Raw genomic sequence first — 24,628 nt, forward strand, 5'->3', positions numbered from 1 at the left:
AGATCCGAGAAGGAGACACCGCGATGCCACGCGTCTTCGTCCAGGGAAACCCCATGGACCACTATCCCCGGCACGCCCCCGAGGCCCGGCGCGGTTCGGTGCGCCGGATCACCGAGACCGGTGAGGACGTCCTGCACAAGCCGTGCCGGGACGTCACCGAGTTCGGCCCCGACCTCGCCGCGCTCGTCGACGACATGTTCCTCACCATGTACATCGCCGAGGGAGCCGGCCTCGCCGCGAACCAAGTCGGGGTCGATCTGCGGCTGTTCGTGTACGACTGCCCCGACGACGACGGTGTCCGGCATGTCGGGCACATCGTCAACCCCGTACTGGAGGCACCGACCCCCGTCGGGCGGCGGCTGCTCGACGACATCGAGGGGTGCCTGTCGGTGCCGGGCGCCGCGGTGGACGTACCGCGGCCGGACCGGGCGGTCGTGCACGGACAGGACAAGGAAGGCAATCCGCTCACCGTGGAGGGAACGGGGTATTTCGCCCGCTGCCTGGCGCACGAGACCGACCATGTGAACGGACGCGTGTATCTCGACCGGCTCTCCAAGCGGGAGCGGAAGGAAGCGCTGCGGCAGATGGCCGACCGACGGGAGGACGTCTACGCCCGCCGGGCCGCCAACATCGAGGCGATCGGCTCCTAGGGAGTCCGCCGGGACCGGTCAGGCCTTCGGGGCCACCTTGCTCAGGCCGTTGATGATGCGGTCCATCGCGTCGCCGCCGGTCGGGTCGGTGAGGTTCGCCAGGAGCTTCAGGGTGAACTTCATCAGCAGCGGGTGGGTCAGGCCGCGCTGGGCGGCGATCTGCATGACCTTCGGGTTGCCGATGAGCTTCACGAAGGCGCGGCCCATCGTGTAGTAGCCGCCGTAGGTGTCCTTGAGGACGCGCGGGTAGCGCTGCAGGGCCAGCTCACGGCCGCTGGGCGTGGCCCGCGCGTGGGCCTGGACGATGACGTCGGCGGCGATCTGGCCGGACTCCATGGCGTAGGCGATGCCCTCGCCGTTGAAGGGGTTCACCAGACCGCCGGCGTCGCCGACCAGGAGCAGGCCGCGGGTGTAGTGCGGCTGGCGGTTGAAGGCCATGGGGAGGGCCGCGCCGCGGATCGGGCCGGTCATGTTCTCCGGGGTGTAGCCCCAGTCCTCGGGCATGGAGGCGCACCAGGCCTTGAGGACCTCGCGCCAGTCCAGTTCCTTGAAGGAGTCGGAGGTGTTCAGGACGCCGAGACCCACGTTGGAGGTGCCGTCGCCCATGCCGAAGATCCAGCCGTAGCCGGGAAGGAGGCGGTCCTGGGGGCCGCGGCGGTCCCAGAGTTCCAGCCAGGACTCCAGGTAGTCGTCCTCGTGCCGGGGGGAGGTGAAGTAGGTCCGGACGGCCACGCCCATCGGGCGGTCCTCGCGACGGTGCAGGCCCATCGCGAGGGAGAGCCGGGTGGAGTTGCCGTCGGCGGCCACCACCAGGGGCGCGTGGAAGGTGACTTCGCGCTTCTCCTCGCCGAGCTTGGCGTGCACGCCGGTGATCCGGCCGGTGCGGTCGTCGACGATCGGGGCGCCGACGTTGCACCGCTCGAACAACCGCGCACCCGCCTTCTGGGCCTGGCGGGCGAGCTGTTCGTCGAAGTCGTCGCGTTTGCGGACCAGGCCGTAGTCGGGGAAGGAGGCGAGATCCGGCCAGTCCAGCTGGAGGCGGGTGCCGCCGCCGATGATGCGCAGGCCCTTGTTGCGCAGCCAGCCGGCCTCCTCGGAGATGTCGACGCCCATGGCCACCAGCTGTTTCACCGCGCGCGGGGTGAGTCCGTCGCCGCACACCTTCTCGCGCGGGAACTCGGTCTTCTCCAGCAGGAGGACGTCGAGGCCGGACTTGGCGAGGTGGTACGCCGTCGTGGAGCCGGCTGGCCCCGCGCCGACGACGATGACATCGGCGGTGTTTTCGGAGAGGGGCTCGGTCACGGCGGGGGCTCCCCAAGGCTCGAAATCTGCGTGCCGACCGGCACTGGACATGGGCAGTCTATTCAGCGGTACTGATCACCCTGCCGAAGGGCTGTCCCTGTGAACCGAGCTCTCCCCGCGGTACGGCTGCACGTCCCCACGCACGAGGACGCGTTCGCCTGGCACCGGGTCTTCGACGACCCGGAGGTCATGGAGTTCCACGGCGGCAGCTCCGCCGAGCTGTCCGTCTACGAGGAGCTCACCGCCCGCCAGCGCCGGCACGACGCCGAGCTCGGGTTCTGCCTGTGGACGATGACCGACGAGGCCGGGCAGGTCATCGGGTTCACCGGGGCCCAGCCGTGGCCGCGGCAGTGGGGTCCCACGGGGGAGATCGAGATCGGCTGGCGGCTCGGGCGGGAGTACTGGGGCAAGGGGTATGCGACGGCGGCGGCGCTGATGACGGTGGAGCGGCTGCGGGCGGCGGGCGTGCCGCAGGTGGTGGCGATGGTGCGGCCGGGCAACGAGCGGTCCGTCGCGGTCACCCGGCGCCTCGGGATGGAGCCGGCCGGGACCTTCCCGCACCCGCGGCTCCCGGAGGAGGCACTCTGCTTCCGGCTCGGCCTGCGGGACGGCGGCACACCCGATCACACATCCGATTACGCATCCGATCACACGCCTGATTACACAGAGTAACGATCTGTTACAGAAAGACACTTGGCGCTTCCGGGCGCCATGCGCCAAGGGTTACCCTTCCAGTACCGCTGGGGGTGACATCTGTGCATATAACACCCAAAACACCCGAAGTGCGTGTGCCACGGCTGGTCGGGATGATGGCCGTGGACGCGCGCGAGACCGCCCGGTCTCAGGGTCTGTTCCTGAACGCGCCGGACCGGCCGGACTTCCATCTCGCGGTCGTCGACTACGTCGTGCGCCAGTTCCCGCAGCCCGGTGCCGAGGTGCCGCGGGACTCGATGGTGTACGTGTGGTTCGACTTCGGTGAGGGCGAGGGCGGCGGGGGCGTGCGCGAGCCACGCATCCCACGGCCGCCCAGGGGCGGACTGCAACGGGAGCTGGACCAGCCCGGGGACGCCTTCGAGGTGAGCAGCCTGTGAGTCGGCGGCCGGGTCCCCGGTCGGGGCTCAGGCCTCCTTGAAGCCCCGGTGCAGGGCGACGATCCCGCCGGTGAGGTTGCGCCAGGCCACCTTCGACCAGCCCGCCGTACGCAGCCGGCCGGCCAGGGCGGGCTGGTCGGGCCAGGCGCGGATGGACTCGGCGAGGTAGACGTAGGCGTCCGGGTTGGAGGAGACCGCGCGGGCGACCGGCGGCAGGGCACGCATCAGGTACTCGGTGTAGACGGTCCGGAAGGGCGCCCAGGTCGGGTGCGAGAACTCGCAGATCACGACCCGTCCGCCGGGCCGTGTCACCCGGTACATCTCGCGCAGGGCCGCGTCGGTGTCCTGGACGTTGCGCAGCCCGAAGGAGATCGTCACGGCGTCGAAGGTGTCGTCGCCGAACGGCAGCCGGGTGGCGTCCCCGGCGGTGAAGGGCATCCAGGCGTTGCGCCGCTTGCCGACCTGGAGCATCCCGAGGGAGAAGTCGCAGGGCACGACGTAGGCGCCGGCCCTGACGAACGGCTGGGAGGAGGTGCCCGTGCCGGCCGCCAGGTCCAGGATCTTCTGCGCGGGGCGCGCGTCGACCGCCCGGGCGACCTCCTTGCGCCACTGCCGGTCCTGGCCGAGCGACAGCACGTCGTTGGTCAGGTCGTACCGTTCCGCCACGTCGTCGAACATCGAGGCGACTTCGTGCGGCTGCTTGTTCAGGGAGGCGCGGGTCACGCTCGCCATTCTTGCAGCACGCCCTCAGGGGACGAGCTTCGGCTTCTTCTTCGCGGCCACGTCCTCCACCCAGCCGCACGCCACGACGAACACCGCGATCAGGATCCAGCCGACGCCGAACATGAACCACTGGCTGTCCAGCGGGAGCCACTTCTCGAACGCGGGCACGTTCCACATCTGGTCGATCAGCGGGACCGCGAGGACCAGCGCGATCTCGTGCCAGAGGTAGATCGTCACCGCGCGCGCGTTGAAGATCGTGACCGTCCGGTCGGCCCTCCTGTACCGGGTCAGCCAGGCGAAGTCGATCTTGAAGTAGGCCTTCGCCCACATCAGCAGCATCACGAACCCGGCCGACCAGAAGGCCTGCGCGAGGGGGTTCTCGTCCAGGTCGTAGGTGCCGAAGTCGGCCTGGTGCGAGAAGGCGTACCAGCCGCCGTAGCCGACGGCGGCGAGCGAGCCGACGACGACCAGGGCCGGCTTCATCCGCTGGAGCACGCCGTCGCGGTGCGCGAAGCCGAGGATCCAGCAGAAGAGGTACGTCGACAGGTCCCACAGGGCGGAGCCGAAGCGGTTGTCGGGGCCGGACCAGACGAAGTTCAGGACCAGGATCGGGGCCAGTGACGCCAGGAGCACCGGGACCGGGGCCTTGCGGAAGATCCACAGCAGGGCCGGGGAGAGGAGGACGAACCAGAGGTAGGTGCGCAGGTACCAGAGGATCTCCCACGCCTGCTCGCCCCACGCGTTGCCCGGCGGGTCGCCGAGCGGGACGACCCAGTAGACGATCTGCCAGCCCGGCATCCAGTCGTGGATCAGCATCGCCAGGACGACGAAGAAGCCCCAGAACCAGAAGGGCGGGAGGAGGCGGCGCAGGCGGCTCTTGACCACCTTGAGCGCGGGGCGCTCCAGGGACTTCGCCATGAGGGTGCCGGCGAGGCCGAACATGATGCCCATGGAGGGGAAGACCATGCCGCACCAGGCCCAGCCGAAGGTGTGGTAGGTGACGACGCGGATGAGGGCGACGGCGCGGAGGGTGTCGAAGTAGCGGTCCCTTGCGGGTTTCTTGGGCTGCGGTTCCGGGTCGGACTCCTCGGTGCCTGTTTCGTCGGTGCCCGGCGCTGTCGGCTGTGCCCACCCGTTCCGCCGTGCGGAACGATTGCCCACAGCGGTGGCGGTGGCGGCGCCAGCGGCAGCGGCAGCGGCAGCGGCAGCGGCAGCAGTTGAGTCCGGTTGCGGCTCCAGCTCCGGCTCCGGCTCCACCAGGGGCAGCGGTGCCGTCTGGTCCGGTGCCGGGGGGTAGGTGTGGTCGGGGTACGGCTGCTGGGTGTACTGCTGCTGGTTGCCGTACGCGCCGTGGTCGTAGCCGTTGTAGCCCTGCTGGTACGGGTTCTGCTGGTACGGGTACTGCTGGTCCCAGGTCATCAGCCGCTCACCCCCGCCGGGGTGCCGACCTCGCCGGTGCGCTTGAGTTTCTGCCAGCGCAGGCGACCGCCGGTGAGGGCGGTGATGCAGGAGTGGATGAGGACGAGGTACATCATCTGGCGGTAGGCCAGTTGCTGCAGCGGCATCATCGCGAGGTAGCGGTACTTCTCCTTGTCGAGGCGGAACGCGTACGCGGCGCAGGCCAGTTGGATGCCGAGGACGGCGAGCCAGGCCAGCAGGGCCGCCTCGAAGTCGACGAAGATCATGGAGTAGACCGTGAACACGTCGATGAGCGGGGCGAAGACCGGGGTGACGATCTGGAAGAGGACGACCAGGGGCATGCCGACGCGCCCGAAGCGGCCCGACGGGCCCTTGTCCGTCAGGGACTTGCGGTGCTTCCAGAGGGCCTGCATGGTGCCGTAGGACCAGCGGTAGCGCTGGGACCACAGCTGCTTCAGCGAACCGGGCGCCTCCGTCCAGGCCTTGGCGTGCTCCTGGTAGACGACCCGCCAGCCGGCGCGGTGCATGGCGATGGTGATGTCGGTGTCCTCGGCGAGGGTGTCCTCGCTCATGCCGCCGACCCCGAGGACCGCCTCGCGGCGGAACGCGCCGATCGCGCCGGGGATGGTGGGCATGCAGCGCAGCAGGTCGTACATGCGCCGGTCGAGATTGAAGCCCATCACGTACTCGATGTGCTGCCAGGCGCCGATGACCGTGTTGCGGTTGCCGACCTTCGCGTTGCCTGCGACCGCGCCGACCTCGGGGTCGGCGAAGGGCTGCACGAGGTGGCGTACCGTCTCCGGCTCGAAGACCGTGTCGCCGTCCATCATCACGACGATGTCGTAACTGGCGTTGCGCACGCCGTTGTTGAGGGCGGCCGGCTTGCCGGCGTTCTCCTGGCGGATGACGCGGACGTTGTGCATGCCGAGCTTGTCGGCGGCGGCGCGGGCGATCTCCGAGGTGCCGTCCGTGGAACCGTCGTCGACGACGATGACCTCGATCGGGTGGGTGCTCTGCGCCAGCGACTCCAGGGTGTTGGCGATGCACTCCTTCTCGTTGTACGCCGGGACGATCACGCTCACCGGCCGGGTGACCGTCGCACCCCAGCTGAACCGGCGTTTGTTGCGCTGTCTGTAGTGGCGGCGGGCGATGAGCAGCATCATCCCGAAGCGGCCCATCACCGCCACGCCGACGACGAACAGCAGCCCGGAGAGGAGCGGCAGGGCCCACTCGGCTATCGCGACCGCCACGATGAGGGCCTTGCCCTCGTAGAGGGTCATGCCGGAGGCCGTGCGGTGGGCGGCCTGGAGGCGGGAGACGGTGGTGGTGCGGGTGCCGGAACCGGTCCCGGTCCCTGTCCCGCCTTCGGGGGCGGTGCCGCCCTCGCCGTTCGGGCCGGTGCCGTTCGGGGCGGTGCCGCCGCCGGGCTGAGAACCCGTGCCGGTGCCGCTGCCGGTGCCGGTACCCGTGCCGGTTCCGGTCACGCCGGCCTCGGTGACCCCGGTGCCGGTCTGGGTGTTCGAGCCGGTGCTGGTGCCTGTGCTGGTGCCGGCGGAGGCGGCCTGCCGGCCCGATGCGGTGTTCCGCTTCTCGATGACACCGCTGACGGTGGTGAAGGTGTAGCCCTTCGCCTTCATCTTCTTGATGTACTGCGGCAGCGCCTTGATCGTCTGCGAGCGCTCGCCGCCGGCGTCGTGGAAGAGGACGGCCGCGCCCTTGCTGCCGCTGGGCGTCGCCCACTTGACGATCTTCGAGACACCCGGCTTCTTCCAGTCGTCGCTGTCGGTGTCGACGAAGACGCTGGTGTAGCCCTCCTTGCCGAGCTTCTTGTAGACCGGCCAGCTGTAGTTGTCGATGGCGTCCGTCTCGGAGGAGTACGGCGCACGGAAGAGGGTCGTGGTGATCCCGGCCGCACCCGCGAGCGCGAGCTGGGTCTGCTGCATCTCGCGGTTGACCCGGGCATCGCTCTGGTACGACAGGTCGACGTGCGTGAAGGTGTGGATGCCGACCTCGTTGCCCTGCTGGACCATCGTCTTCACGATGCTCGGGTAGCGCGACACCATCGAGCCGACCAGGAAGAACGTGGCGGGCACGTCGTACTGCTGGAGGATCTTGAGGACCTGCGGGGTGTAGGTCGGGTTCGGGCCGTCGTCGAAGGTGAGGGCGATGGTCTTGGAGGGGACCGAGACGGTGGTCGCCTGCCCTCCCCGGAAGGTGAGGATCGGGCCGCCGTCGAGGACCTTGTCCGGCACCTTGCTGGAGCTGGCGCCGGTGCGGACCCGCTGGTCGCCGCCGACCTCTGCGCGCAGATAGCCGTCGAGCAGCATCACGCAGGTCAGCGCCAGCAGAAGCAGCAGGGCGAGGATGACACGTGGTTTCTGCAGCGCCGCGGCCCGGCCCGCCGCCCGCTCGATGCGGGAGGGGGCGCGCCTGCGGCCACGTGCGGACGTCGGAGTAGTCATGGGGAGAGGCCTGCGTTCCCGGTCAGTCGGCGGTGGCGGATGCGGAGGCGGACGGGGTGGCGGTCGCCGAGGGCGGTGCCGAGGGGCGACCGCTGGGCACGCCGGCCTGGCGGCCGATGCCGCCCTGCGGGCGCTCGCCGCCGGGGGCGTTGCCGGCGCGCGCGAAGTCGGGGATCAGGGAGTCCGGGGTGAGCGAGGTCCCCCAGCCCATGAAGGCGGCGCCGAGCACTCCGGTGTAGGCGAGGCAGACGACGCCGAGGAGGAGGCCGACGCGCCGCAGCACCTTGGAGCGGCGCCCGGAGGAGTCGACGAAGACGGGCCCCTCGGCAGACCCGTTGCCTTGTTTGCGGCGGCGACCACGCCCCGCGGCGCGGCTTTCGATGGCAGGCTCGGATTGCATTCCACAGACATTAGGGAGTCTTTATGTGACCGCCTTCGGAGTTCTTGTGAGACGCCCATGAGAAACGTCTTATCCTGTCTTTTGGCTGAGAGATTCTGTGAACACCTGCGGTGGCGGCCCGGGGTGGGAAACCACCGGAACACCCCTTTCGCGCTGTACCTTTCACCCCTTTCACGCCCTTCGTTCCATGAAGTTTCTATGTATTGGGCGAACCGTTGAACACCGTGACCGTGTGAGACGTTTTCCTTTCGAATCAGGCTTTGTTTCGAGCCTGAGACACAAATCACGAGAGCGGGTGCATCTTAATGCGGAGTTTCCTCAGGCCGGCTGCTGGGCTTACCTGCCTGTTTGCCATGGCAGTCACGGGGTGCTCCTCGGGCTCCGACGGGACGTCGGACGCGGCGCCCGCACCGTCGAAGAAGCCGTCCGCGTCCGCGAGCACGGCCGACGACTCGGAGGGGTCCGGCACGTCGTTCGCGCCCTATGTCAGCGCGACGGAGGCCGCCGACACGGACGCCGCCGGATCGCCCGCGACGTACAACCTGGCGTTCGTGATCGCCGACGGCAGCACGTGCACGCCGGCCTGGAACGGGACGGAGGCCATCGGCAGCTCGACCGTGAAGTCCCGGATCTCCAAGCTGAAGGAGGACGGTGCGACGGTCCGGGTGTCCTTCGGCGGGGCCTCCGGCAAGGAGCTGGCGACGACGTGCTCCAGCGCGACGAAACTAGCCGCCGCGTACGGCGCCGCGCTGGACGCCGCGGGCTCCACGCAGGCCGACTTCGACATCGAGGGCGACACGCTGACCGACTCCGACTCGGTCGCGCTGCGGTCGGAGGCGATCGCGCTGCTCCAGAAGGAACGGCCGGACCTGGAGGTCTCGTTCACCCTCCCCGTGATGCCGTCGGGGCTCGACTCGGACGGTCTCGCGTTGCTGGAGTCCGCGAACAAGTACGACGTGCAGGTGTCGACGGTCGACATCATGACCATGAACTACGGCGAGTCGTACGACGGGGACATGGGCGACTACGCGGTCACCTCGGCGAAGGCCACGCAGAAGCAGCTGAAGACGGTGTTCGGGCTGTCCGACGCGGGGGCGTGGGGCGGGATGGCGCTGACCTCGATGATCGGGGTGAACGATGTCGACGGGGAGACGTTCACGTTGTCCGACGCGAAGGATGTGCGGGCGTTCGCGGAGGAGGAGGGGGTCGCGTGGGTGTCGATGTGGTCGACGTTCCGGGATGTGCAGTGTGAGAGCGGGACGGATGACGACGACGCTGCGACGAACTGCAGCGGGGTTTCCCAGAGTTCCGGGGCGTTCGGGGAGGCGTTTGCCGGTTGAGTGTCGGCTGCGGGTGGGTGGGGGCTGGTCGCGCCCACGCGGCGGAGCCGCACATTGATACAGCCCCGCGCCCCTGAAGGGGCGCGTTCCTGAAGGGCGTTGAGAAGTCACCTTCGCCTGTGGACAAGGCGGCCCGCGCACACCGTCGCGATGCACTCCCCCGTTTCGTCGAATACCGCCAGGTCGGCCCTCGCGGTTTCGGTGAGGTGGGGGCGAGGGGTGTGGGGCAGTACGAGGACGTCGTTCCGGGCCGCGGCGGCTCGGAGTTCCGGGGAGTCGGTGTGCCGGTCGAGGACGGCGGTCGCGCCCGACTTCAGCACCGCGTGTACGCGTTCCCGCGGCGTCGGGGCATCCGGAAGGGCGTGTTCGTGGACGCGCGCCGGGCCGAGCACCCCGGGCCAGTTCCGCACCCGGGCGCCCGGGAAGCGCTCCAGCAGGTCCGCCCGGATCCCCACCGCGGTGATCCGGTCGCCCTCGACCACGACGGCACCGTCCTCGATGGCGGCACCGTCCCAGTCGCGGCGAACCTCGTCCGCCGCGTGAATCGTCAGCACGGCCGGGTCAGTTGGCGCTGAGCAGCTTCAGTTCGGGGTGGGCCGTGCCGCCCTCGATGGCCGTGGACGAGATGTGGGACATCACGCGCTCGTCGACCGGGTCGTTCGCCGGGTCGTCGTGGACGACGAGGTGTTCGTACGTCGTGGCGCGCTGGGCCGGGACGCGGCCCGCCTTGCGGATCAGGTCGATGATCTCCAGGCGGTTGGAGCGGTGCTTGGCACCGGCCGAGGAGACGACGTTCTCCTCCAGCATGATCGAGCCGAGGTCGTCCGCGCCGTAGTGGAGGGAGAGCTGGCCGACCTCCTTGCCGGTGGTCAGCCAGGAGCCCTGGATGTGGGCGATGTTGTCCATGAAGAGGCGGGCGATGGCGATCATCCGCAGGTACTCGAAGAGCGTGGCCTGCGTGCGGCCCTTCAGGTGGTTGTTCTCGGGCTGGTAGGTGTACGGGATGAAGGCCCGGAAGCCGCCCGTGCGGTCCTGGACGTCCCGGATCATGCGCAGGTGCTCGATGCGCTCGGCGTTGGTCTCGCCGGTGCCCATGAGCATGGTCGAGGTGGACTCGACGCCCAGCTTGTGGGCGGTCTCCATGATCTCCAGCCAGCGCTCGCCGGACTCCTTGAGCGGCGCGATGGCCTTGCGGGGGCGCGCGGGGAGCAGCTCCGCGCCGGCGCCCGCGAAGGAGTCCAGGCCCGCCTCGTGGATACGGGTGACGGCCTCCTCGACGGAGACGCCGGAGATCCGGGCCATGTGCTCGACCTCGGAGGCGCCGAGGGAGTGGATGACCAGCTGCGGGAACGCGTCCTTGATCGCCTTGAAGTGCTTCTCGTAGTACTCGACGCCGTAGTCCGGGTGGTGGCCGCCCTGGAACATGATCTGGGTACCGCCCAGCTCGACCGTCTCCGCGCAGCGGCGCAGGATGTCGTCGAGGTCGCGGGTCCAGCCCTTGGCGGTGTCCTTGGGAGCCGCGTAGAAGGCGCAGAACTTGCACGCCGTGACGCACACGTTCGTGTAGTTGATGTTCCGCTCGATGATGTACGTCGCGATGTGCTCGGTGCCCGCGTACCGGCGGCGGCGCACGGCGTCGGCGGCGGCGCCCAGCGCGTGCAGCGGGGCGTCGCGGTAGAGGTCGAGCGCCTCCTCGGGCGTGATGCGTCCGCCCGCCGCGGCACGGTCGAGGACAGACTGGAGGTCGGCCTTCTCGGTCACCAGGGCTTTCCCTTCGGCAGGGTTCGTGGACGGACTCCGCCAGCCTACGCCAGCCGCTCCGGCAGGTCGGCCTCGGTCCTGCCGAGCACGATCTGGTCGAAGAGGGCGCCGCCGCCGTCGGTGCGCACGCCGAGCTGGGTGATCTTCTTCAGCTTGCCGGTGCTCGCCGCCCACAGGTCCACGCGGACGGTCCGCCAGCCGCCGGCCGGGAACTGGTCGGCGGGGACCGTCATCTGGGTCAGCACGGTGTCGGGGGACGTCCACTTCGAGATTCCCGCGTTCACGCCGAAGTACTGGTCGTCGCGGTCCGCCTGCCAGCTGCCGCCGGGCCCCAGCCGCAGGCCGATCCCGGTGGTCCCTGCGTCGAGCGCCTGCCAGGCGAACTGGAGGTACCGGTACTGGCCCGGGGCGCTCGGGTGCTCCGTGATCTCGAAGTTCCAGTCGTGCATCGTGTCCAGGAAGAAGAGGCCGTGCCGGATCGGGTACTGGGCGTCGGGCAGCGCCACGGGCACCCGCAGGCACCTGTTGCCGGTGTACGCGCCGCCCTCCTGGATGTCGACGATGTGCGGTCCGTCGAGCAGGAGGTCCTCCATGTCGTCCACGCGGTCGTCGAAGAGGACGGCGAGGCCGTTGTTCTCCACCACGTCCCGGTGGGAGGGGCCGAGGACCCTGCCGTGGAAGACCAGTTCGCCGAGCCGTAGGTTGCCGGCCGGCCAGGTGGAGCCGCCGGTGGTGACGAACCGGAAGCGCCCGGAGTGCAGCGGCGGGTCGATGGCGTGGCTGTGCAGGGCCTGGTCGGAGAGGAGCATCGGACCGTCCCGCCAGGCACCGGCCCGGGCGTCCCACCACTGGAGCAGGACGTCCCGCAGCCAGGACTCGGGGTGCGCGGGGTCCTCGGCGATCGTGACGCCGGTCAGCTCCAGCTGGTAGCGGAAGGTGTCCACCGTGAAGAGGAAGCGGTGGTCCGAGCCGGTGGCTCCCATGCCGTTCAGGAGCGTCCGGTTCAGCCACGGGACGGCCGGCGGATCGGCGCTGCCGTCGGTGAGGAGGCCGAAGACCTCGTTCGGGTCCTGGGTCATGCCCCGATCGGGATCGACCGTCGTCATGCCGAGGTAGGCGTGCGTCTGCACCAGGAGGTTCGGGGTCAGCGGGTAGGCCTCGGACCGCGCGTTGCCCCACTCCGCCCGCACCACCGGCACCGGGTCGGGGGCCCGCAGCTTCGGCCGGATGTCGGTCTCCACGGGGACCAGCCGGGTCCGCCAGCGTTCCTCCAGGTCGGCGTCGTAGCGGATCACCGTGCCCATCCAGGTGGCCACCAGCAGGTCGCCCTCGGGCAGCCAGGCCGGCACCGGAAGGGCGCGCAGGTCGGTCGCGGTCAGCAGGGTCCCGTCGCGTTCGAGTACGGAGAGGGTGCCCAGCTCGCTGCCCACGGCGATCCGGGCGGAGTCGGGCGAGACGCGCGGACGGCGCAGGAAGTCGTCCCCGGTGTACGTCCACAGCAGCCCGCCCGCGGTGTCGAAGGCGCGGAGCTGGTTGCCGGTGGTGACGGCGAGGAAGGCGCCGTCGGCCGAGAGGGAGACCTCGCTCGCCGCGGTGGGGAGGGTGTGGGCCAGGGTGCCGTCACGGATCACGAAGACCCGGCCGCCGTCGGCCTCGGACGCGATCACGGCCGTACGCCGGTCAGCGCTGACGGCCGCGGCGCCGAAGGCTCCGCCGAGGCTCCCGCTCTCGGTGGTGGCGAAGGTCCACAGGGTGCGGCCGTCCGCCGCCGAGAGGCCGGTGACGGTGTCGTCGGCGAAGGTGATCAGGGTGTCGTCGTCGAGGGCGAGGAGGCGCAGCGGGGTGCGGCGGTTCCGCTCCCACCAGGGGTGCGTCCACTTCTGCCGCCCGTCCTCGTCCCACACCGCGAGGCCCAGGTCGCCGCAGGAGGCGGTCCACGAACCGCCGGGCGCCACCGCGAAGTTGTTCAGCCCGTAGTCGTAACCCCACTCGCTCTTCGACCAGTCGGTGGCCTTCTTCGGCAGGCCGAACAGGGCGTACCGGCGCTGTGCCCGTCCGGCGGAGTCGAGTTGGTAGAGGTGGTAGCCCTCGGCGGAGCCGACGTCGAAGCCCTGGACGGCGAAGCCGTCGGGGCGGGCGGTGGGGGCGTAGGCGAAGTGGTGGCCGACGCGCTGCCGCCAGCGGGTGCGGCCGGTGGCGAGGTCGAGGCCGTAGACGTTGTGGTCCCAGCCGAAGGCGTTGAGGGCGGCGGTGCGGCCGTCCGCGGCGACCGCGATGTCCCGGACGTGCGGGCCGAACCCGTCCTCGCACGCGGTGGGCAGCGGCTCGTGCAGCAGCGGGACGATCGCGTAGAGCCGGGCCGGTACGGTCCGCAGGTCCGCGGTGAAGACACCGTCGAGCAGCGAGACCGGTGTGCCGGTGAGCACGTCGACGACCTGGTGCAGCAGGGGCAGCCGCACCTTCAGCCTGGCCTGCACGGGCAGTCGTTGGGCACAGAGCAGCCCCACCCGCCAGGCGGTCTCCGGCTCCCAGTCGGGCATGGTGTTGTTGACGGCCCAGATGTACGTGACGTCCCCGGCCGTACGTTCGCTGAGCAGCACCTCGGGGTTGTCGCACTCGGCGACCGGCGGGACGGCGGCCAGCGCCCCGGCGACGGCGGCGCCCTGCGCGAGGAAGGCGCGGCGCAGGCGGTAGTAGGAGGTGTCGTCGCCCTGCCAGGCCGGTTCCTGCTTGAGGTTGACCTGGTCGAAGCCGAAGCCGAGCGGGTGGAAGGCGGTGCGGTACTTGGCGTGGCAGGTGGCGTCGGCGTACACGTTCGCGCGCACCGCCTGGAGCGCCTCGTCCAGTTGCGGGTCCAGGTCGACCTTCTGGCCCACGAGCAGGACGGCCTGGTAGCCGCCCAGCACGTCGGCGGTGGCGTCCTCGGTGAAGACGAAGGACGCGGGGCGGTGGGCGTAGAGGCAGGCGTTGTAGGCGTCGTAGAGGCCGGCGAAGTAGAGACTGGCGAGCCAGCCGCCTTCGTTGGTCTCCAGGCGCAGCATCCGGGTGGAGACGACGATGGCGACCCGGTCGGCGGAGCGGGCGCCCGCGACGGTCGGGGCGAGGCGGGCGATCAGGTCGAACGCGGCGCGCTGGACCGAGGTCTTGCCCGCCCCTCCGGAACGCGGCTCGCCGCGCCGCCAGCCGCTGCCGCCGGTGCGTTCCGCGTAGGCGGCGACCGGTTCGACCTGGCGGACGCCCTCGTCGGGGACCAGGCCGGTGCCGTTCGGGCCGCGCAGCACCTGCTGGAACAGCGTCGGCAGGATCATCCCGCCGGTGCCGTCGTCGTTGGGCAGCTCCGGGTGGCCCCAGACCGGTTTGCCCGGCCGCCGGTAGAAGTCGACCATGTGGGCGGTGGCCAGCATCACCTGGATCTGCTCGCCCTGGTAGTGCAGGTCGACCTCGTCGGCCTCGGCGAACAGCACCGGGGGCACGGTCTGGGGCTGCCGGTAGGGCGGGGTGAGGGCGGTGGTCAGGCCAGGGCCCGGGGCCGCGTCGTCGAGCGCCGTGCGGAACGCCTCCGCCGCGGCCGGCTTCAGCCTGATCGAGCGGTCGGTCACGGTGTCGAGCACGGGCGCCCAGGTGGGATCGCCGCCGGCGATGGCCCGCAGGCGGACGTTGTACTCCGTCCGCTCCGTCTCGTTCTCCGCGGCGGCCACGCCCACCGGGCCGTTCCACCAGTTGGCGCCCCAGGTCCAGCCGCGGAAGGCGGCGTAGGCGGCGAGCCGGTCGGTGGTCGTCGTGAGGTCGTTCACCAGTTTCGGCAGGTCACGGGACTCGTAGTTCTTCGGCCAGTTCAGCGGCAGGTCGGCGTCGTTGACGAGGAGCACCGCCTGTTCCTCGATGCCGTACGCGCCGTAGCCCGCGATGGTCCGGCGGCCCACGTCCTCGAAGACGGCCTTCCGCCAGTGGACGGCGGCCGGTGACTTCTTCAGCCTGCCGACGATCTCGTCGTCGGCCTCGTAGTCGGCGGAGAAGGTGCGGCCCCAGTTCACGCCGAGCCGGTCGACGGCGAGGTTGAGGCCGAGCGCCCGCATCCTGGTCAGGTGGGCCAGGACCAGGTCCGGCACGTCCGCGAAGCGCGGCAGCCGGGCGGTGGCCGGGTCCTTGGGGACCTCGCGGGGGTCGATGGGGAAGCAGGCGTGGTTGGGGGCGTAGATGTCGGAGTACAGGGTGAGATGGAAGTCCGGCCTGGCGACCGGTCCCGGCCCGATCTCCAGGTACTGCGGGGCGACGGTGAAACCGGCCGGCGCGTCCGCGTCGACGGCGTACCGTCCGGGTTCCAGGGCCGCGGTGGTCTCGGGGCCGATGTCCAGCTGGCCGGCGCCCGTGGTGTCCAGGCGGACGGCGTCCCACTCCCGGACCTCGGCCCCCGCCCGGGTCAGCACGACCCGTACGGCGGTCGGCAGCGGCACCCCCGGGGCCGCCCGGGCCGCGATCGCGACGGTGACGGCCTCGCCGCGCCCGTAGTGGAGGCGGTTGAGGTTGACCGGCGGCTTGTCTACGCCGTCGCGGTCCTTGTCGACACGGCAGCTCATCAGGGAGAGCGAGCCCTGCCCGGCGCCTTCCGGGCGGATCTCGACGATGCCGTCGAGGACGTACTCGCAGACGCGTCCGCCGACGTCCGGCGACACCCGCACCTGGTACAGCCCGCGGGCGTCGGCGGGCGGGGTCACCGCGCCGCCGGACAGCGCGAGTTCGGTGAACCCCGGCAGGCCGAGCGGGCGCAGCCAGACCCGGAAGCGCGGCCGGCCGGCCCAGCTGCCCGGGGTGTGGGTGACGGTCAGCGGCACGGGCCGGCCGGCGGTCCACACGTCGGCGTCGTACTGCACGCTCAACCGCTCGTCGTCGGCCGGCACCTGGCCGAGCGCGGTGCCCGTGCCCCGGTCCGCGTCGTACACCTCGACCAGGCAGAACGGGTCGTTGCGCTTGACGTGGTACTTCCTGTCGCGCAGGCGCAGGTGCTGCACCTCGTAGCCGTCGTCGGGCAGTGCGATGGTGCCGGGTGCGTACGCCGTCTGCCCCAGACTCCCGCGCTGGTAGATCCGCAGCTCCTGCCTGCCCCGGCCCTGGACGACCACATGGAGTTCGCCGTCCTCGTCGGTGTCGAAGCCGCCGAAGAGCCCGCCCGAGACCCTGACCTCGTCGGACCAGAGGAACCGCCCGCGCAGATCGGTGGCGCAGAGGACGCCGGACGCGCCGTTCCCCGCCTTCGACCACGCGGTGTAGATGCGGTCGGCGCCCTCCGCCACGCGCAGGCCGACCGCCGTCTTGTTCGAGACGGCTTCCTGCGGCAGTCCGGTGAGGGGGATCTCCTGGCTCAGGGTGGCGTCCGGGTTCAGCCTGAGGACGCGTCGCCGGTGCTGGTCGAGGGCGTAGAACGCGCCGGACCCGGCGGCTTCCAGGCCGGAGGGCGAGGTGTAGCCGAGGGTGTCGTCGGCGGCGAAGTCGTCGCAGTGGCCGAGTTCGGTGAAGTCGGCGTCGTAGAAGACGATCCGGTGGTCGAAGTGGTGCTCCGCGACGGCGATCACCCCGGCCGCGTTGGCCGTGACGGCCAGTGCGGCGGCACCGACCCGGACGAAGCGGCGGGAACCGTCCGCGCCCAGCCGCAGCAGCCGGCCGTCGGGGGTGCCGCCGGTGACCAGGTAGCGGTTGCCGTCCAGGCCGTACCCGAGTTTCAGGTTCGGTACGTCGAAGACGGGGTGGTACCGGGACACGACCTGCTCGATCTTCCGTGCGCCTACGCTCACTGCGGCTCTCCCCCGCTCGCGCCGATCGCGGCTCACCCGCGGTTCATGACGGGCGCGGGTCTGCCTCAGCATCGCGAGGTCCACCGGAAACGCACAATCGCCGCACAGGGCGAGCGGTCGAACCCCCTTGCGTACTACCGGAGTACTACGCCGTGTACGCCCCCACCAGCAGGCCTGCGAACGCCCCCGCGATCAGGAACGGCCCGAACGCGATCGCCGTCTTGCGCCCGGCCCGCCGTACGACGACGAGCGCACCGCCGTACAGGGCGCCGAACAGGAACCCGGCGAAGGTGCCGAGCAGCACGGTGGGCCAGCCGTACCAGCCGAGGACGGCGCCCGTGCCGAGGGCCAGCTTGACGTCGCCGAAGCCCATGCCGGCCGGGTTGACGAGGAAGAGCACGAGGTAGGCGGCGCCGAGGGCGAGGGCCGCGTAGAGGGACGTGAGCCAGTCGCCGGCGTGCTCGGGGAGCAGGGCGGCCACGCCGAGGAGGGCGAGGCTCGCCGCCGCGAGGGGGAGCGTGAGGGGGTCGGGGAGGCGCTGGACGCGGAAGTCGACGACCGCGAGGAGTACGGCGACGGGGGTCAGGAGGAGCCAGACGATCAGCTCCGGGTGGGTGCCGGTGGCGAGGGCGAGCGCTGCGCAGGCGGTGGCCGTGGCGAGGGCCAGGGCGAGGGGGGCGGGTGCGTGGGTGGTTGCGGCTTTGGTGTTCCCACCCGCACCACCCGTGACAGTTTCGTCGTCGAGTGCGGGTGGCCCCTGTGGGGCGTTCTCGCCGTCGGCGGCCTCGGGTTCGTCGGCGGGGGGTCGTGTGGTGGTCGGGCAGGTGGGGCAGGGGGTGCGGCCCAGCCAGCCCCTGATGGGGTGGCCCGCTGGGCACGTCGTTCGCCAGGGCTCGCCCGCCGGGGCCGAGAAGCGGTACGCGGCGCGGGGAAGCAGGGTGCCGGTGGTCGCGCCCCAGAGGGCGGCGGTGGCCGGGAGGGCGAGGTCCAGGATGGTCGTCATCCGGTCGCGGCGGCGCCGTCGCGCCAGGTCGGGAGGAGTTCGTCGAGGAGGGCCTCGGTGCGCGGGGGCAGGCCGCGCGCACCGCTGCGGGCGATCAGGTCGGCGGCGAGGGCGCGCAGCCGGTCCGGGTCGCCGGTGGCGTGCGTGGCGCGCAGCAGCTCGTTCCAGAGGCGCTCGTCCGCCGGGGCGGTCCGCAGAGCCGCGCCGAGTGCCTCGATCGCCTTCTCCGCGCGGTCCTTCTCCAGGTGGAACGCGGACAGCGCGAGACCGATGTCGGCGACGAGCAGCGGGAGCTGGGCGTCGATGATCTCGTGGGTGAGCCAGCGGTAGCGGCCCTCCGCGCGGTCGGCGAGCAGCGGGCCGCGGACCAGGACGAGCGCGTCGGTGAGCAGCCGGCCGCGGACCGCGCGGCTCTCGACGCCCTTGCCCTGGGTGGCCTCGTAGTAGAGGGAGCGCAGCACGTCCAGGTCGGAGACGACGGACTTGGCGAGGGTGAGGCGGCCGGCCGCGTCCGTGCGGAGCCGGGGGCTGCCGTCGGGGTCGGTGCCGAGCCAGCCGCGCAGCCGCTCCAGGAGGGCGTCGCGGACGTCGTCCGTCACGCCCCGCGGCCACAGCGCGGACGACAGCACGCGCGGGTGCACGCCCTCGCGGTGCAGGAGGAGCAGCGCGAGCGCCTCGTGCAGGAGGGGGCTGCGCTCGCCGTCGGGGGTGTCCAGGCCGATGATCTCGTACGGTCCGACGAGCCGCGCGTACACCGCGGGACGGCCCTGCTCGCTGATGTCGACCAGGAACGGCGGGGCGTTGGTGGGTCCGTCGGGGTCGCGCTCGGGGTCGGCCTCCACGAACAGTTCGACGACCGCGCGCTGCTGGACCGCGGGCAGCAGCTGGGCCTGGAGTTCGAGGCCGAGCAGCGGGGCGAGGAGCCTGCCGTCCGGGGTGATCTCCATCGCCCAGGCGGCGCCCGGCAGGTCGTCCCGCTCGCTGCCGACCAGGTAGCCGATGCCCAGCCGGGCGGCGTCGGCGGCGAGTTCGGCGAGGCGTACGGCGTCCTCGGCGGACGGCTGGGTGGCGAGCAGGACGAGGTTCGGTGCCCAGCGGGTGTGCTGGGCGGGCCCGGTCCGGCCGGTGAGGACCGAGTGGTGGTCGGCGGCGCCGAGCGCGCCCCGCCGCTGCCGGGTCTCCGCCTCCATCGTCTCGAACAGCGCGTCCACGTCGTCGAGATGGCGCAGCCGGTTGGGGGCGAGCGGGGTGAGGTCCGCGCCGAAGCCGACGAGGGTGATGGTCATCCGGTCCGACCAGCCGTTGGTGGCGAGTTCGGCGGCGACGGAGGCGAACACGGCGGCCCGGTCGGCCTCTCGGCCGCTCAGCGAGACGATGCCGGGCACGGCCTCCAGGTTGAGCAGCAGCCGCGAGTCGTCCATGGTGCCGAGGCTGACCAGACCCGGGTACGGGGCCGCCGCGTCGGTGTCCTCGTAGCGCTCGGCGTCGGCGCGGGACAGCGTCCAGAAGGTCTGGTCCTGGCCGAGCTGCCAGGGCGCCGGGGGCTTGCCGGCCGGCTGGGCGAGCTGCAGGTGCAGGTCGCCGTGGCTGAGCCAGGCCGCGTAGACGACGGGCAGGGAACGGGACTCGGCGGTGAGGGCGGCGGCGAGTCCGCGGAGCGACCGGTCGAGCAGGCGTACGCCCTCCGGGTCGGCGCCGACCAGCAGCGCGTCCTGGACGTCCTGGGCGTCGCCGGCCGGGATCGGCGGCTCCATGCCGCGACGGCCGCCGACGGCACCGAGCGCCGACTGCCACAGGGCCTGCCGGCGCCGGCGGCCGAGGGCGGCGAGCAGGCCGGCGGCGAGCAGCGGAGCGCCGAGGAGGGCCTCGGAAAGACCGAAGGAGTGGCCGAAGGAGTGGGCGGAGGAGTGGCCGGAGGAGTCGTCACCGGACTCCTGCGCGTGTGTCGCCGGGGTGCCGGCGTCACCGGCGGGGCGCTGGCTGGGCACGGTGATCTGGGCGGTGGCCCCGTCCCCGCCCGCGTGCTGCCCGCCGCCCTGCTCCTGGTGCTGCTGCTGGGCGTGGTCGCCGGTCTGCGCGTAGTCGCCGATCTGCTGCCGGACCTCGGGCGAGACGTGGGCGTCGGGGTTGGCGACGAGTTCGCCGCCGTGCGCGTCGCCGGGCATCTCCATGATCCAGCCGGGGCGGATGAGGCTGGCCTCGGAGAGCCGGGAGCCGTCGGGCTGGACGCGGTCCTTGTTGAGCTCGTAGATCTCCTTGTACCGGCGGCCGTCGCCGAGGTGGCGCTGCGCGATCTCCCACAGGGAGTCGTGGTGGCGGCCCTCGGGCGGCTGGATGCGGTAGTACTTGGTGGCCCCGTGCGTGGCGGTGGAGCCGCCCTGTTCGGCCTGGGCCGCGGCATGGCCGGCCTGCTCGGCGAGGGCGGCGGCGGTGCTCTTCGCCTGCTCCTGCTGCTGGGCGAGGATGCCGGGGGTCGCCTGGGCGGTGGCCACCGTGCCCTTCTGGTTGCCCTCCAGGCTGTGGCCGAGCTGGGAGAGGCCGGGGGTGAAGCTGGCCGCGGTGGCGCCGACCAGCAGCAGCGCGGCCACCAGCTGACGGGCGAGCAGCTGGCTGGGGCCGGCGCCGGGGACCCGGCCGGGCAGGCCGACCCCGGAGAGGGCGGCCTTGACCTCGACCAGCACGCAGGCCGTGAACTGGGCCCAGGCCAGCCACACGATGACCGTCAGGGTGTTCAGGAACACGTCGACGCCGATCGGCTGCGACAGCCAGTCCATGCTGGGCGCGGTGCGCGGCAGGGGCCAGCCGACCGTCACGGCGAGGGCGCCGGGGACGCCCACGACGAGGACGAGCAGCATCACGAAGGCAAGGAACGCCTTGACGACGTCGCCGAACGTACGCCGACGCAACCGCACCGGCTGCGGGGTCCGGTTCCGCGGACCCGACGGACCGGTGCCCGTCGGCCTTCCCGTCGAGCTTGATGTGCTGCGTCGCGCCATGGCGGGTGTCCCGGGGTCGTGTGCGGAAGGAGTGGGCAGGGGGCGCATCGAGCCTGCCGAGGTCCCCTTGACGATCCTATTGACTGGCACCGACAGCGTCGAAGGGGTGGAACTGCCAACCGACGGCCAACCGCGGCCCGATTTCTCCCTGTTCGCCAACCCGTTCCCCATTGGCCGGAGTTACCGCCGCCCGTCCCGTGCACACCTCCTCCACACACCCCGCACAGTCCGTCAGCCGCCGACCCGCAGCGAGGACAGCAGGAAGCGGGTGAGGGCGGAGGTCGGGAAGCTGATCGCCGCCACGCCCTCCTCCGCGCGGAGTTCGACGACCGTGCGGGCGTCGCCGTACGGGCGTACGTGCACGTTGCCGAGTACGGCCGGACCCGCCAGGCCCTCCTCCAGCAGGGCCCGCGCGAAGGTCCAGGTGACCTCCTCGCCGTCCAGGGAGATCCACGGCGGGAAGACGAAGTGCACGGCCTGCGGGTCGGCCGAGGTGTAGCGGAGCGTCGCGGGGACCGCCACCTCCTGCTCGTCGGCGGTGAGCAGGCGGGCGCCGGTGGGCTGTTCGATCGTGATGGGCACGGATCGTCTCCGGGGGTGCGTGGCGGGTCGTCGTACAAGTGAGAGCGCCCGGCCCCGAATTGATTACGCCGGAAACGCAAGGAAGTTGAGTGATATGCGTCACTTCTTGAGGCGCTGGAAACTTTGCTTGAAAGTTTCGTCATCTACGCTGACAAACCTTCTCCCGCCCTGAGCCCGGCAACTGGAGCGTTCCGCCATGCACGACGGTTCCTCTGCAGTGATCAGCACCACCGCCTATGCCCGGATCTACGAGGAACAGCAGCCGCGGCTCGTCGCGTACGCCCGCTCCCTCACCCGCAACGCCTGGGTCGCCGAAGACCTCGTCGCCGAGGCGCACTTCCGGGTCTGGCGGCGGCTGGCCGAGGGCCACGAGATCGACAACGTGTCGGCGTACCTGACGACGACCGTCCGGCACCTCGCGTACGCCGCGAACGGTGCCGCGCGCGAGACGCCCCGCGACCCGCACGAGGACGAGCAGGCCGAGTCCGGCCGGCACGGCGAGGACCCGGCCGAGCAGGTCTCCTCCGTCGACCTGGTCGTCCGCGTCCTGGCCCAGTTGCCCGAACGCTGGGTCAAGGCCCTCTGGCTGGCCGAGGCGGAGGGCCAGCCACTGGCCCAGATCGGGCCGCAGCTGGGCACCAAGGAGGGCGCCACCGCCGTCCTGCTGCACCGCGCCCGGGAGGGGATGCGGCAGGCCTTCCTGCGCACCCAGACCGGCGCCCCGGACGACCCCGCCTGCCAGGTCCACTGGAGCCGGATGCCCGCGTACGTGCGCGGCGCCGCGACGGAACGCCAGTCCGACCGGCTGCTCGCCCACGTGGACACCTGCGCGGACTGCCGGACCCGGCTCGCCGCCCTGATGAGCGCCAACGACCGTCTCCCGGCCCTGGTCGGCCCGGCCCTGCTGGTGTTCGTGGTGGGCGGCACGGCAGGCAAGTTCCTGCTGACCCTGACCGCCGCCGGAGCCTCGGCGGCCGGCCACGCGGGCGGCGGGGCCGGGAGCGGGCTGCTGCACGGCGTACGGCAGGCCACCGGTGTCGCCGGCACCAAGGCGCCGGTGATGGTCGCCGCGGCGGGCGCGATGGCGGCCGGTGCGGCGGCGCTGGTGCTGATACTCGGCCCCGGCCAGTCCGCCTCCGCCCCCGCCCGGACCCCGGTCGCCGACGCCCCGGTGGCGCAGGCACCGGTGGCCGAACAGCCGGTGACCCCGACGGACGCCCCCACCACCCGGCCGGCGGTGACAGAGACGGTACGACCGCAGACCGCGACCAAGGGCGGCCCCACGGCGGTCGCCTCCTCCCCCGAACCCACGACCCCGTCGCCGTCGCCGTCGGGCAGCGACGACAACGGCTCGACGGCCGAACCCGGCGGCAACACCCCGGGGAACGGCGACAGGAGCAGCCCTCCCCCGGCCCCGACGGAGCCGACACCACCCACCGCACCAACGTCCCCGGCCCCACCGACCCCGCCCACCGACCCGACCCCACCCACCGAACCGACCCCGCCCACCGAACCGACCCCGCCCGCCGATCCCACACCCCCGGCGGACCCGACGCCCACAGACCCCCCACCCGTCACGGACCCGGTCACCCCGCCCAGCGAGGACTGCCCACCCCGGCACAAGGGGCGCCCCGAAGGGGCGCGGGGCTGCAATGAATGTGCGGCTACCGCCGCGTGGGCGCGACCAGCCACAACGGCGCCGCAGACGACCACCGGCGCGTAACGGCCCCTCCCAGCGGAGCGCTCCGCGGCTAACCGACCTCGTTCTCCGCCGTAGCCTCCCCGTGCACCACGATCGCGCCCCCGTAGAACATCCCCGTGAAGACCGGCTCGTACGTCAACTGGACCTCGACCTGCACCTGTTGGGCGTCGGCGGCAGTGCAGTGCGTGCCGGCGACGTCGGCGGTGGACATGTCCATCTCGCGGGCGAAGGTCTTCACCCGGGCGTCGCAGTCCTGGAAGTTGATCGGCGCGTCGCCCTGGTTCTCGTACAGCTGCTCAAGGTCGATGTCCTGGGCCGCGTAACGGGCCGCCTGTTCCGCGATGTCGGCGGCCCGTTCGCGCTTGGAGATGGACAGGCCGCCGTCGATGACGAACGCGGACAGGGTGAGGAAGACCAGGGCGAAGATGATGACCGCGCCCGCGCCCGAGCCCCGGTCGTCGAGGCGGAGCCGGCGCGCGGTCCACCAACTGCGCAGCACCGCAAGGCTCATGCCGCCCTCCGGAACGGGTCGAGGGGCGAGGAGAACGTCGAGGACAGGGTCGTCGGGATGTCCAGGCCCAGCATGGCCAGTCCCCGCACCCGGCAACTGACCTCGACGGTGAAGATGCCGCCGGACTCGAAACCCGCGCTGGTCTGGACGACGGAGACCGGCCCCGAGCAGATGTCGGACAGGTCGGCGTCGGCGGCCTTCTGGGCCTCCGACATGGCCGTCGCGTGGTCCTTCTGGATGGACCCGGCGCGGGCCGCGTCCCGTGCGGCGCCGTCGATCGCACCGCGCCCGTCGACGAGTTGGCCGAAGGCGACCAGGACCAGGATGAACATGATCATGACGGGGGCGAGGATGACGACCTCGACGGTCGACAGCCCCCGGTCGTCGTCCAGGGCTTTTTTCTCCACGGCGGACATCTAGTTTGTGTCCTCCACGAACCGCTCCACCGGTCCCGCGGACCGTGCGTGCACCGTCAGGTCCAGGCCCGGGAACACCGTGGGGATGCGGGCCGTGATCTCGACGCCGACCGTGGTCTGCTCCGGCTGGAGCATCTTCACGTCGGGCGACAGGACCAGCTGCGGGCCGAGTTGCCTGATGTAGGAGTCGACCACGTCCTGGGCCTCGCCGCGCCAGGCGCCGGGCTCCGCGTCGGCGGTGGCGCGGGCCTTGCGGGCGCCGGCCTGGGCCGCCGCCTGGGCCACGTGGTCGGCGAAGAAGTACAGCGCGAACTGCACCGTCGCGAAGATCATGAAGAACAGGACGGGGGTGAGGAACACGAACTCGATGGCGGTCATACCCGAGTCGCCGCGCGCTGCCGCCGCCCGGCGGCGTATCCGGCCGCGCAGGCCTCTGCTCGCGTCCGCGGACATCCCCGTCACCCCCGTCACCCCTGTCACC

19 protein-coding genes are annotated in these 24,628 nt (G+C 71.6%); 5 read left to right on the forward strand and 14 right to left on the reverse strand.

Annotation, left to right across the window (positions count from 1 at the left end; translation table 11 throughout):
* The first annotated feature begins 23 nt into the window (after window positions 1-23).
* A complete protein-coding gene (gene def, locus AB0D74_RS24560; protein ID WP_362590756.1) occupies window positions 24-650 on the forward strand; it encodes a peptide deformylase in 627 nt (208 codons plus the stop codon).
* An 18-nt stretch (window positions 651-668) separates the two neighbouring features.
* Here def and AB0D74_RS24565 read toward each other — a convergent pair whose 3' ends face one another.
* Window positions 669-1,952 (reverse strand): geranylgeranyl reductase family protein, encoded by a 1,284-nt coding sequence (locus tag AB0D74_RS24565; protein ID WP_362590759.1) that lies wholly within the window; start codon window positions 1,950-1,952, stop codon window positions 669-671.
* 99 nt (window positions 1,953-2,051) lie between these two features.
* On the opposite strand from AB0D74_RS24565, the gene AB0D74_RS24570 reads away from it, so the two are divergent.
* Together AB0D74_RS24570 and AB0D74_RS24575 are read left to right on the forward strand one after the other, a co-directional pair.
* Window positions 2,052-2,624, forward strand: coding sequence for a GNAT family N-acetyltransferase (locus tag AB0D74_RS24570; protein WP_362590762.1), 573 nt, complete (start codon window positions 2,052-2,054; stop codon window positions 2,622-2,624).
* A gap of 110 nt (window positions 2,625-2,734) precedes the next feature.
* On the forward strand, window positions 2,735-3,043 hold the full coding sequence (locus AB0D74_RS24575) for a PASTA domain-containing protein (protein ID WP_362590765.1): 309 nt from the start codon (window positions 2,735-2,737) through the stop codon (window positions 3,041-3,043).
* A gap of 27 nt (window positions 3,044-3,070) precedes the next feature.
* Here AB0D74_RS24575 and AB0D74_RS24580 read toward each other — a convergent pair whose 3' ends face one another.
* The 4 genes from AB0D74_RS24580 to AB0D74_RS24595 are packed head-to-tail and all read right to left on the reverse strand — an operon-like array spanning window position 3,071 to window position 8,047.
* Window positions 3,071-3,766, reverse strand: a complete 696-nt coding sequence (locus AB0D74_RS24580; protein WP_362590768.1) for a demethylmenaquinone methyltransferase — start codon at window positions 3,764-3,766, stop codon at window positions 3,071-3,073.
* Window positions 3,767-3,790: 24 nt separating this feature from the next.
* Window positions 3,791-5,185 carry an acyltransferase gene (locus AB0D74_RS24585; protein WP_362590771.1) on the reverse strand — a complete coding sequence of 465 codons (1,395 nt, stop codon included), beginning with the start codon at window positions 5,183-5,185 and terminating at the stop codon, window positions 3,791-3,793.
* Window positions 5,185-7,647 carry a bifunctional polysaccharide deacetylase/glycosyltransferase family 2 protein gene (locus AB0D74_RS24590; RefSeq protein ID WP_362590774.1) on the reverse strand — a complete coding sequence of 821 codons (2,463 nt, stop codon included), beginning with the start codon at window positions 7,645-7,647 and terminating at the stop codon, window positions 5,185-5,187. The genes AB0D74_RS24585 and AB0D74_RS24590 overlap by 1 nt, the downstream gene beginning before the upstream one ends.
* A 22-nt stretch (window positions 7,648-7,669) precedes the next feature.
* Entirely contained in the window at window positions 7,670-8,047 is a 378-nt protein-coding gene (locus AB0D74_RS24595) for a hypothetical protein (RefSeq protein WP_362590776.1), read from the reverse strand.
* Between the two features lie 305 nt (window positions 8,048-8,352).
* Here AB0D74_RS24595 and AB0D74_RS24600 point away from each other — a divergent pair, with 305 nt between their 5' ends.
* Entirely contained in the window at window positions 8,353-9,387 is a 1,035-nt protein-coding gene (locus AB0D74_RS24600; protein ID WP_362590779.1) for a chitinase, read from the forward strand.
* A 107-nt stretch (window positions 9,388-9,494) separates the two neighbouring features.
* On the opposite strand, the gene AB0D74_RS24605 is transcribed toward AB0D74_RS24600, so the two are convergent.
* From AB0D74_RS24605 to AB0D74_RS24630, 6 genes are all read right to left on the reverse strand, one after another.
* Entirely contained in the window at window positions 9,495-9,941 is a 447-nt protein-coding gene (locus AB0D74_RS24605) for a hypothetical protein (protein WP_362590782.1), read from the reverse strand.
* A gap of 7 nt (window positions 9,942-9,948) precedes the next feature.
* Complete coding sequence (gene mqnC, locus AB0D74_RS24610) at window positions 9,949-11,148, reverse strand: cyclic dehypoxanthinyl futalosine synthase (protein ID WP_362590785.1); 1,200 nt, start codon at window positions 11,146-11,148, stop codon at window positions 9,949-9,951.
* 44 nt (window positions 11,149-11,192) lie between these two features.
* Window positions 11,193-16,937: a PQQ-binding-like beta-propeller repeat protein gene (locus tag AB0D74_RS24615; protein ID WP_362590788.1), complete on the reverse strand. Its 5,745-nt coding sequence runs from the start codon at window positions 16,935-16,937 to the stop codon at window positions 11,193-11,195.
* Window positions 16,938-17,082: 145 nt separating this feature from the next.
* Window positions 17,083-17,940 carry a prepilin peptidase gene (locus AB0D74_RS24620; RefSeq protein WP_362590791.1) on the reverse strand — a complete coding sequence of 286 codons (858 nt, stop codon included), beginning with the start codon at window positions 17,938-17,940 and terminating at the stop codon, window positions 17,083-17,085.
* Window positions 17,937-20,936 carry a BTAD domain-containing putative transcriptional regulator gene (locus AB0D74_RS24625; protein ID WP_362590794.1) on the reverse strand — a complete coding sequence of 1,000 codons (3,000 nt, stop codon included), beginning with the start codon at window positions 20,934-20,936 and terminating at the stop codon, window positions 17,937-17,939. Before AB0D74_RS24625 ends, AB0D74_RS24620 begins: the two co-directional genes overlap by 4 nt.
* Before the next feature lie 231 nt (window positions 20,937-21,167).
* Complete coding sequence (locus AB0D74_RS24630; protein WP_362590797.1) at window positions 21,168-21,518, reverse strand: SsgA family sporulation/cell division regulator; 351 nt, start codon at window positions 21,516-21,518, stop codon at window positions 21,168-21,170.
* Window positions 21,519-21,714: 196 nt separating this feature from the next.
* Between AB0D74_RS24630 and AB0D74_RS24635 the strand changes: the two genes are divergently transcribed.
* Window positions 21,715-23,241: a sigma-70 family RNA polymerase sigma factor gene (locus tag AB0D74_RS24635; protein ID WP_362590800.1), complete on the forward strand. Its 1,527-nt coding sequence runs from the start codon at window positions 21,715-21,717 to the stop codon at window positions 23,239-23,241.
* Window positions 23,242-23,269: 28 nt separating this feature from the next.
* Here AB0D74_RS24635 and AB0D74_RS24640 read toward each other — a convergent pair whose 3' ends face one another.
* Genes AB0D74_RS24640 through AB0D74_RS24650 form a run of 3 tightly spaced genes read right to left on the reverse strand, consistent with a single transcriptional unit; the run spans window position 23,270 to window position 24,600 of the window.
* Window positions 23,270-23,731: a pilus assembly protein TadG-related protein gene (locus AB0D74_RS24640; RefSeq protein WP_362590803.1), complete on the reverse strand. Its 462-nt coding sequence runs from the start codon at window positions 23,729-23,731 to the stop codon at window positions 23,270-23,272.
* Window positions 23,728-24,147, reverse strand: a complete 420-nt coding sequence (locus tag AB0D74_RS24645; RefSeq protein WP_362590806.1) for a TadE/TadG family type IV pilus assembly protein — start codon at window positions 24,145-24,147, stop codon at window positions 23,728-23,730. The genes AB0D74_RS24640 and AB0D74_RS24645 overlap by 4 nt, the downstream gene beginning before the upstream one ends.
* On the reverse strand, window positions 24,148-24,600 hold the full coding sequence (locus AB0D74_RS24650) for a TadE family protein (RefSeq protein ID WP_362590809.1): 453 nt from the start codon (window positions 24,598-24,600) through the stop codon (window positions 24,148-24,150).
* Window positions 24,601-24,628: the final 28 nt, after the last annotated feature.

The organism is Streptomyces sp. NPDC048278, assembly GCF_040652195.1.
In the GTDB taxonomy this organism is placed as follows: domain Bacteria; phylum Actinomycetota; class Actinomycetes; order Streptomycetales; family Streptomycetaceae; genus Streptomyces.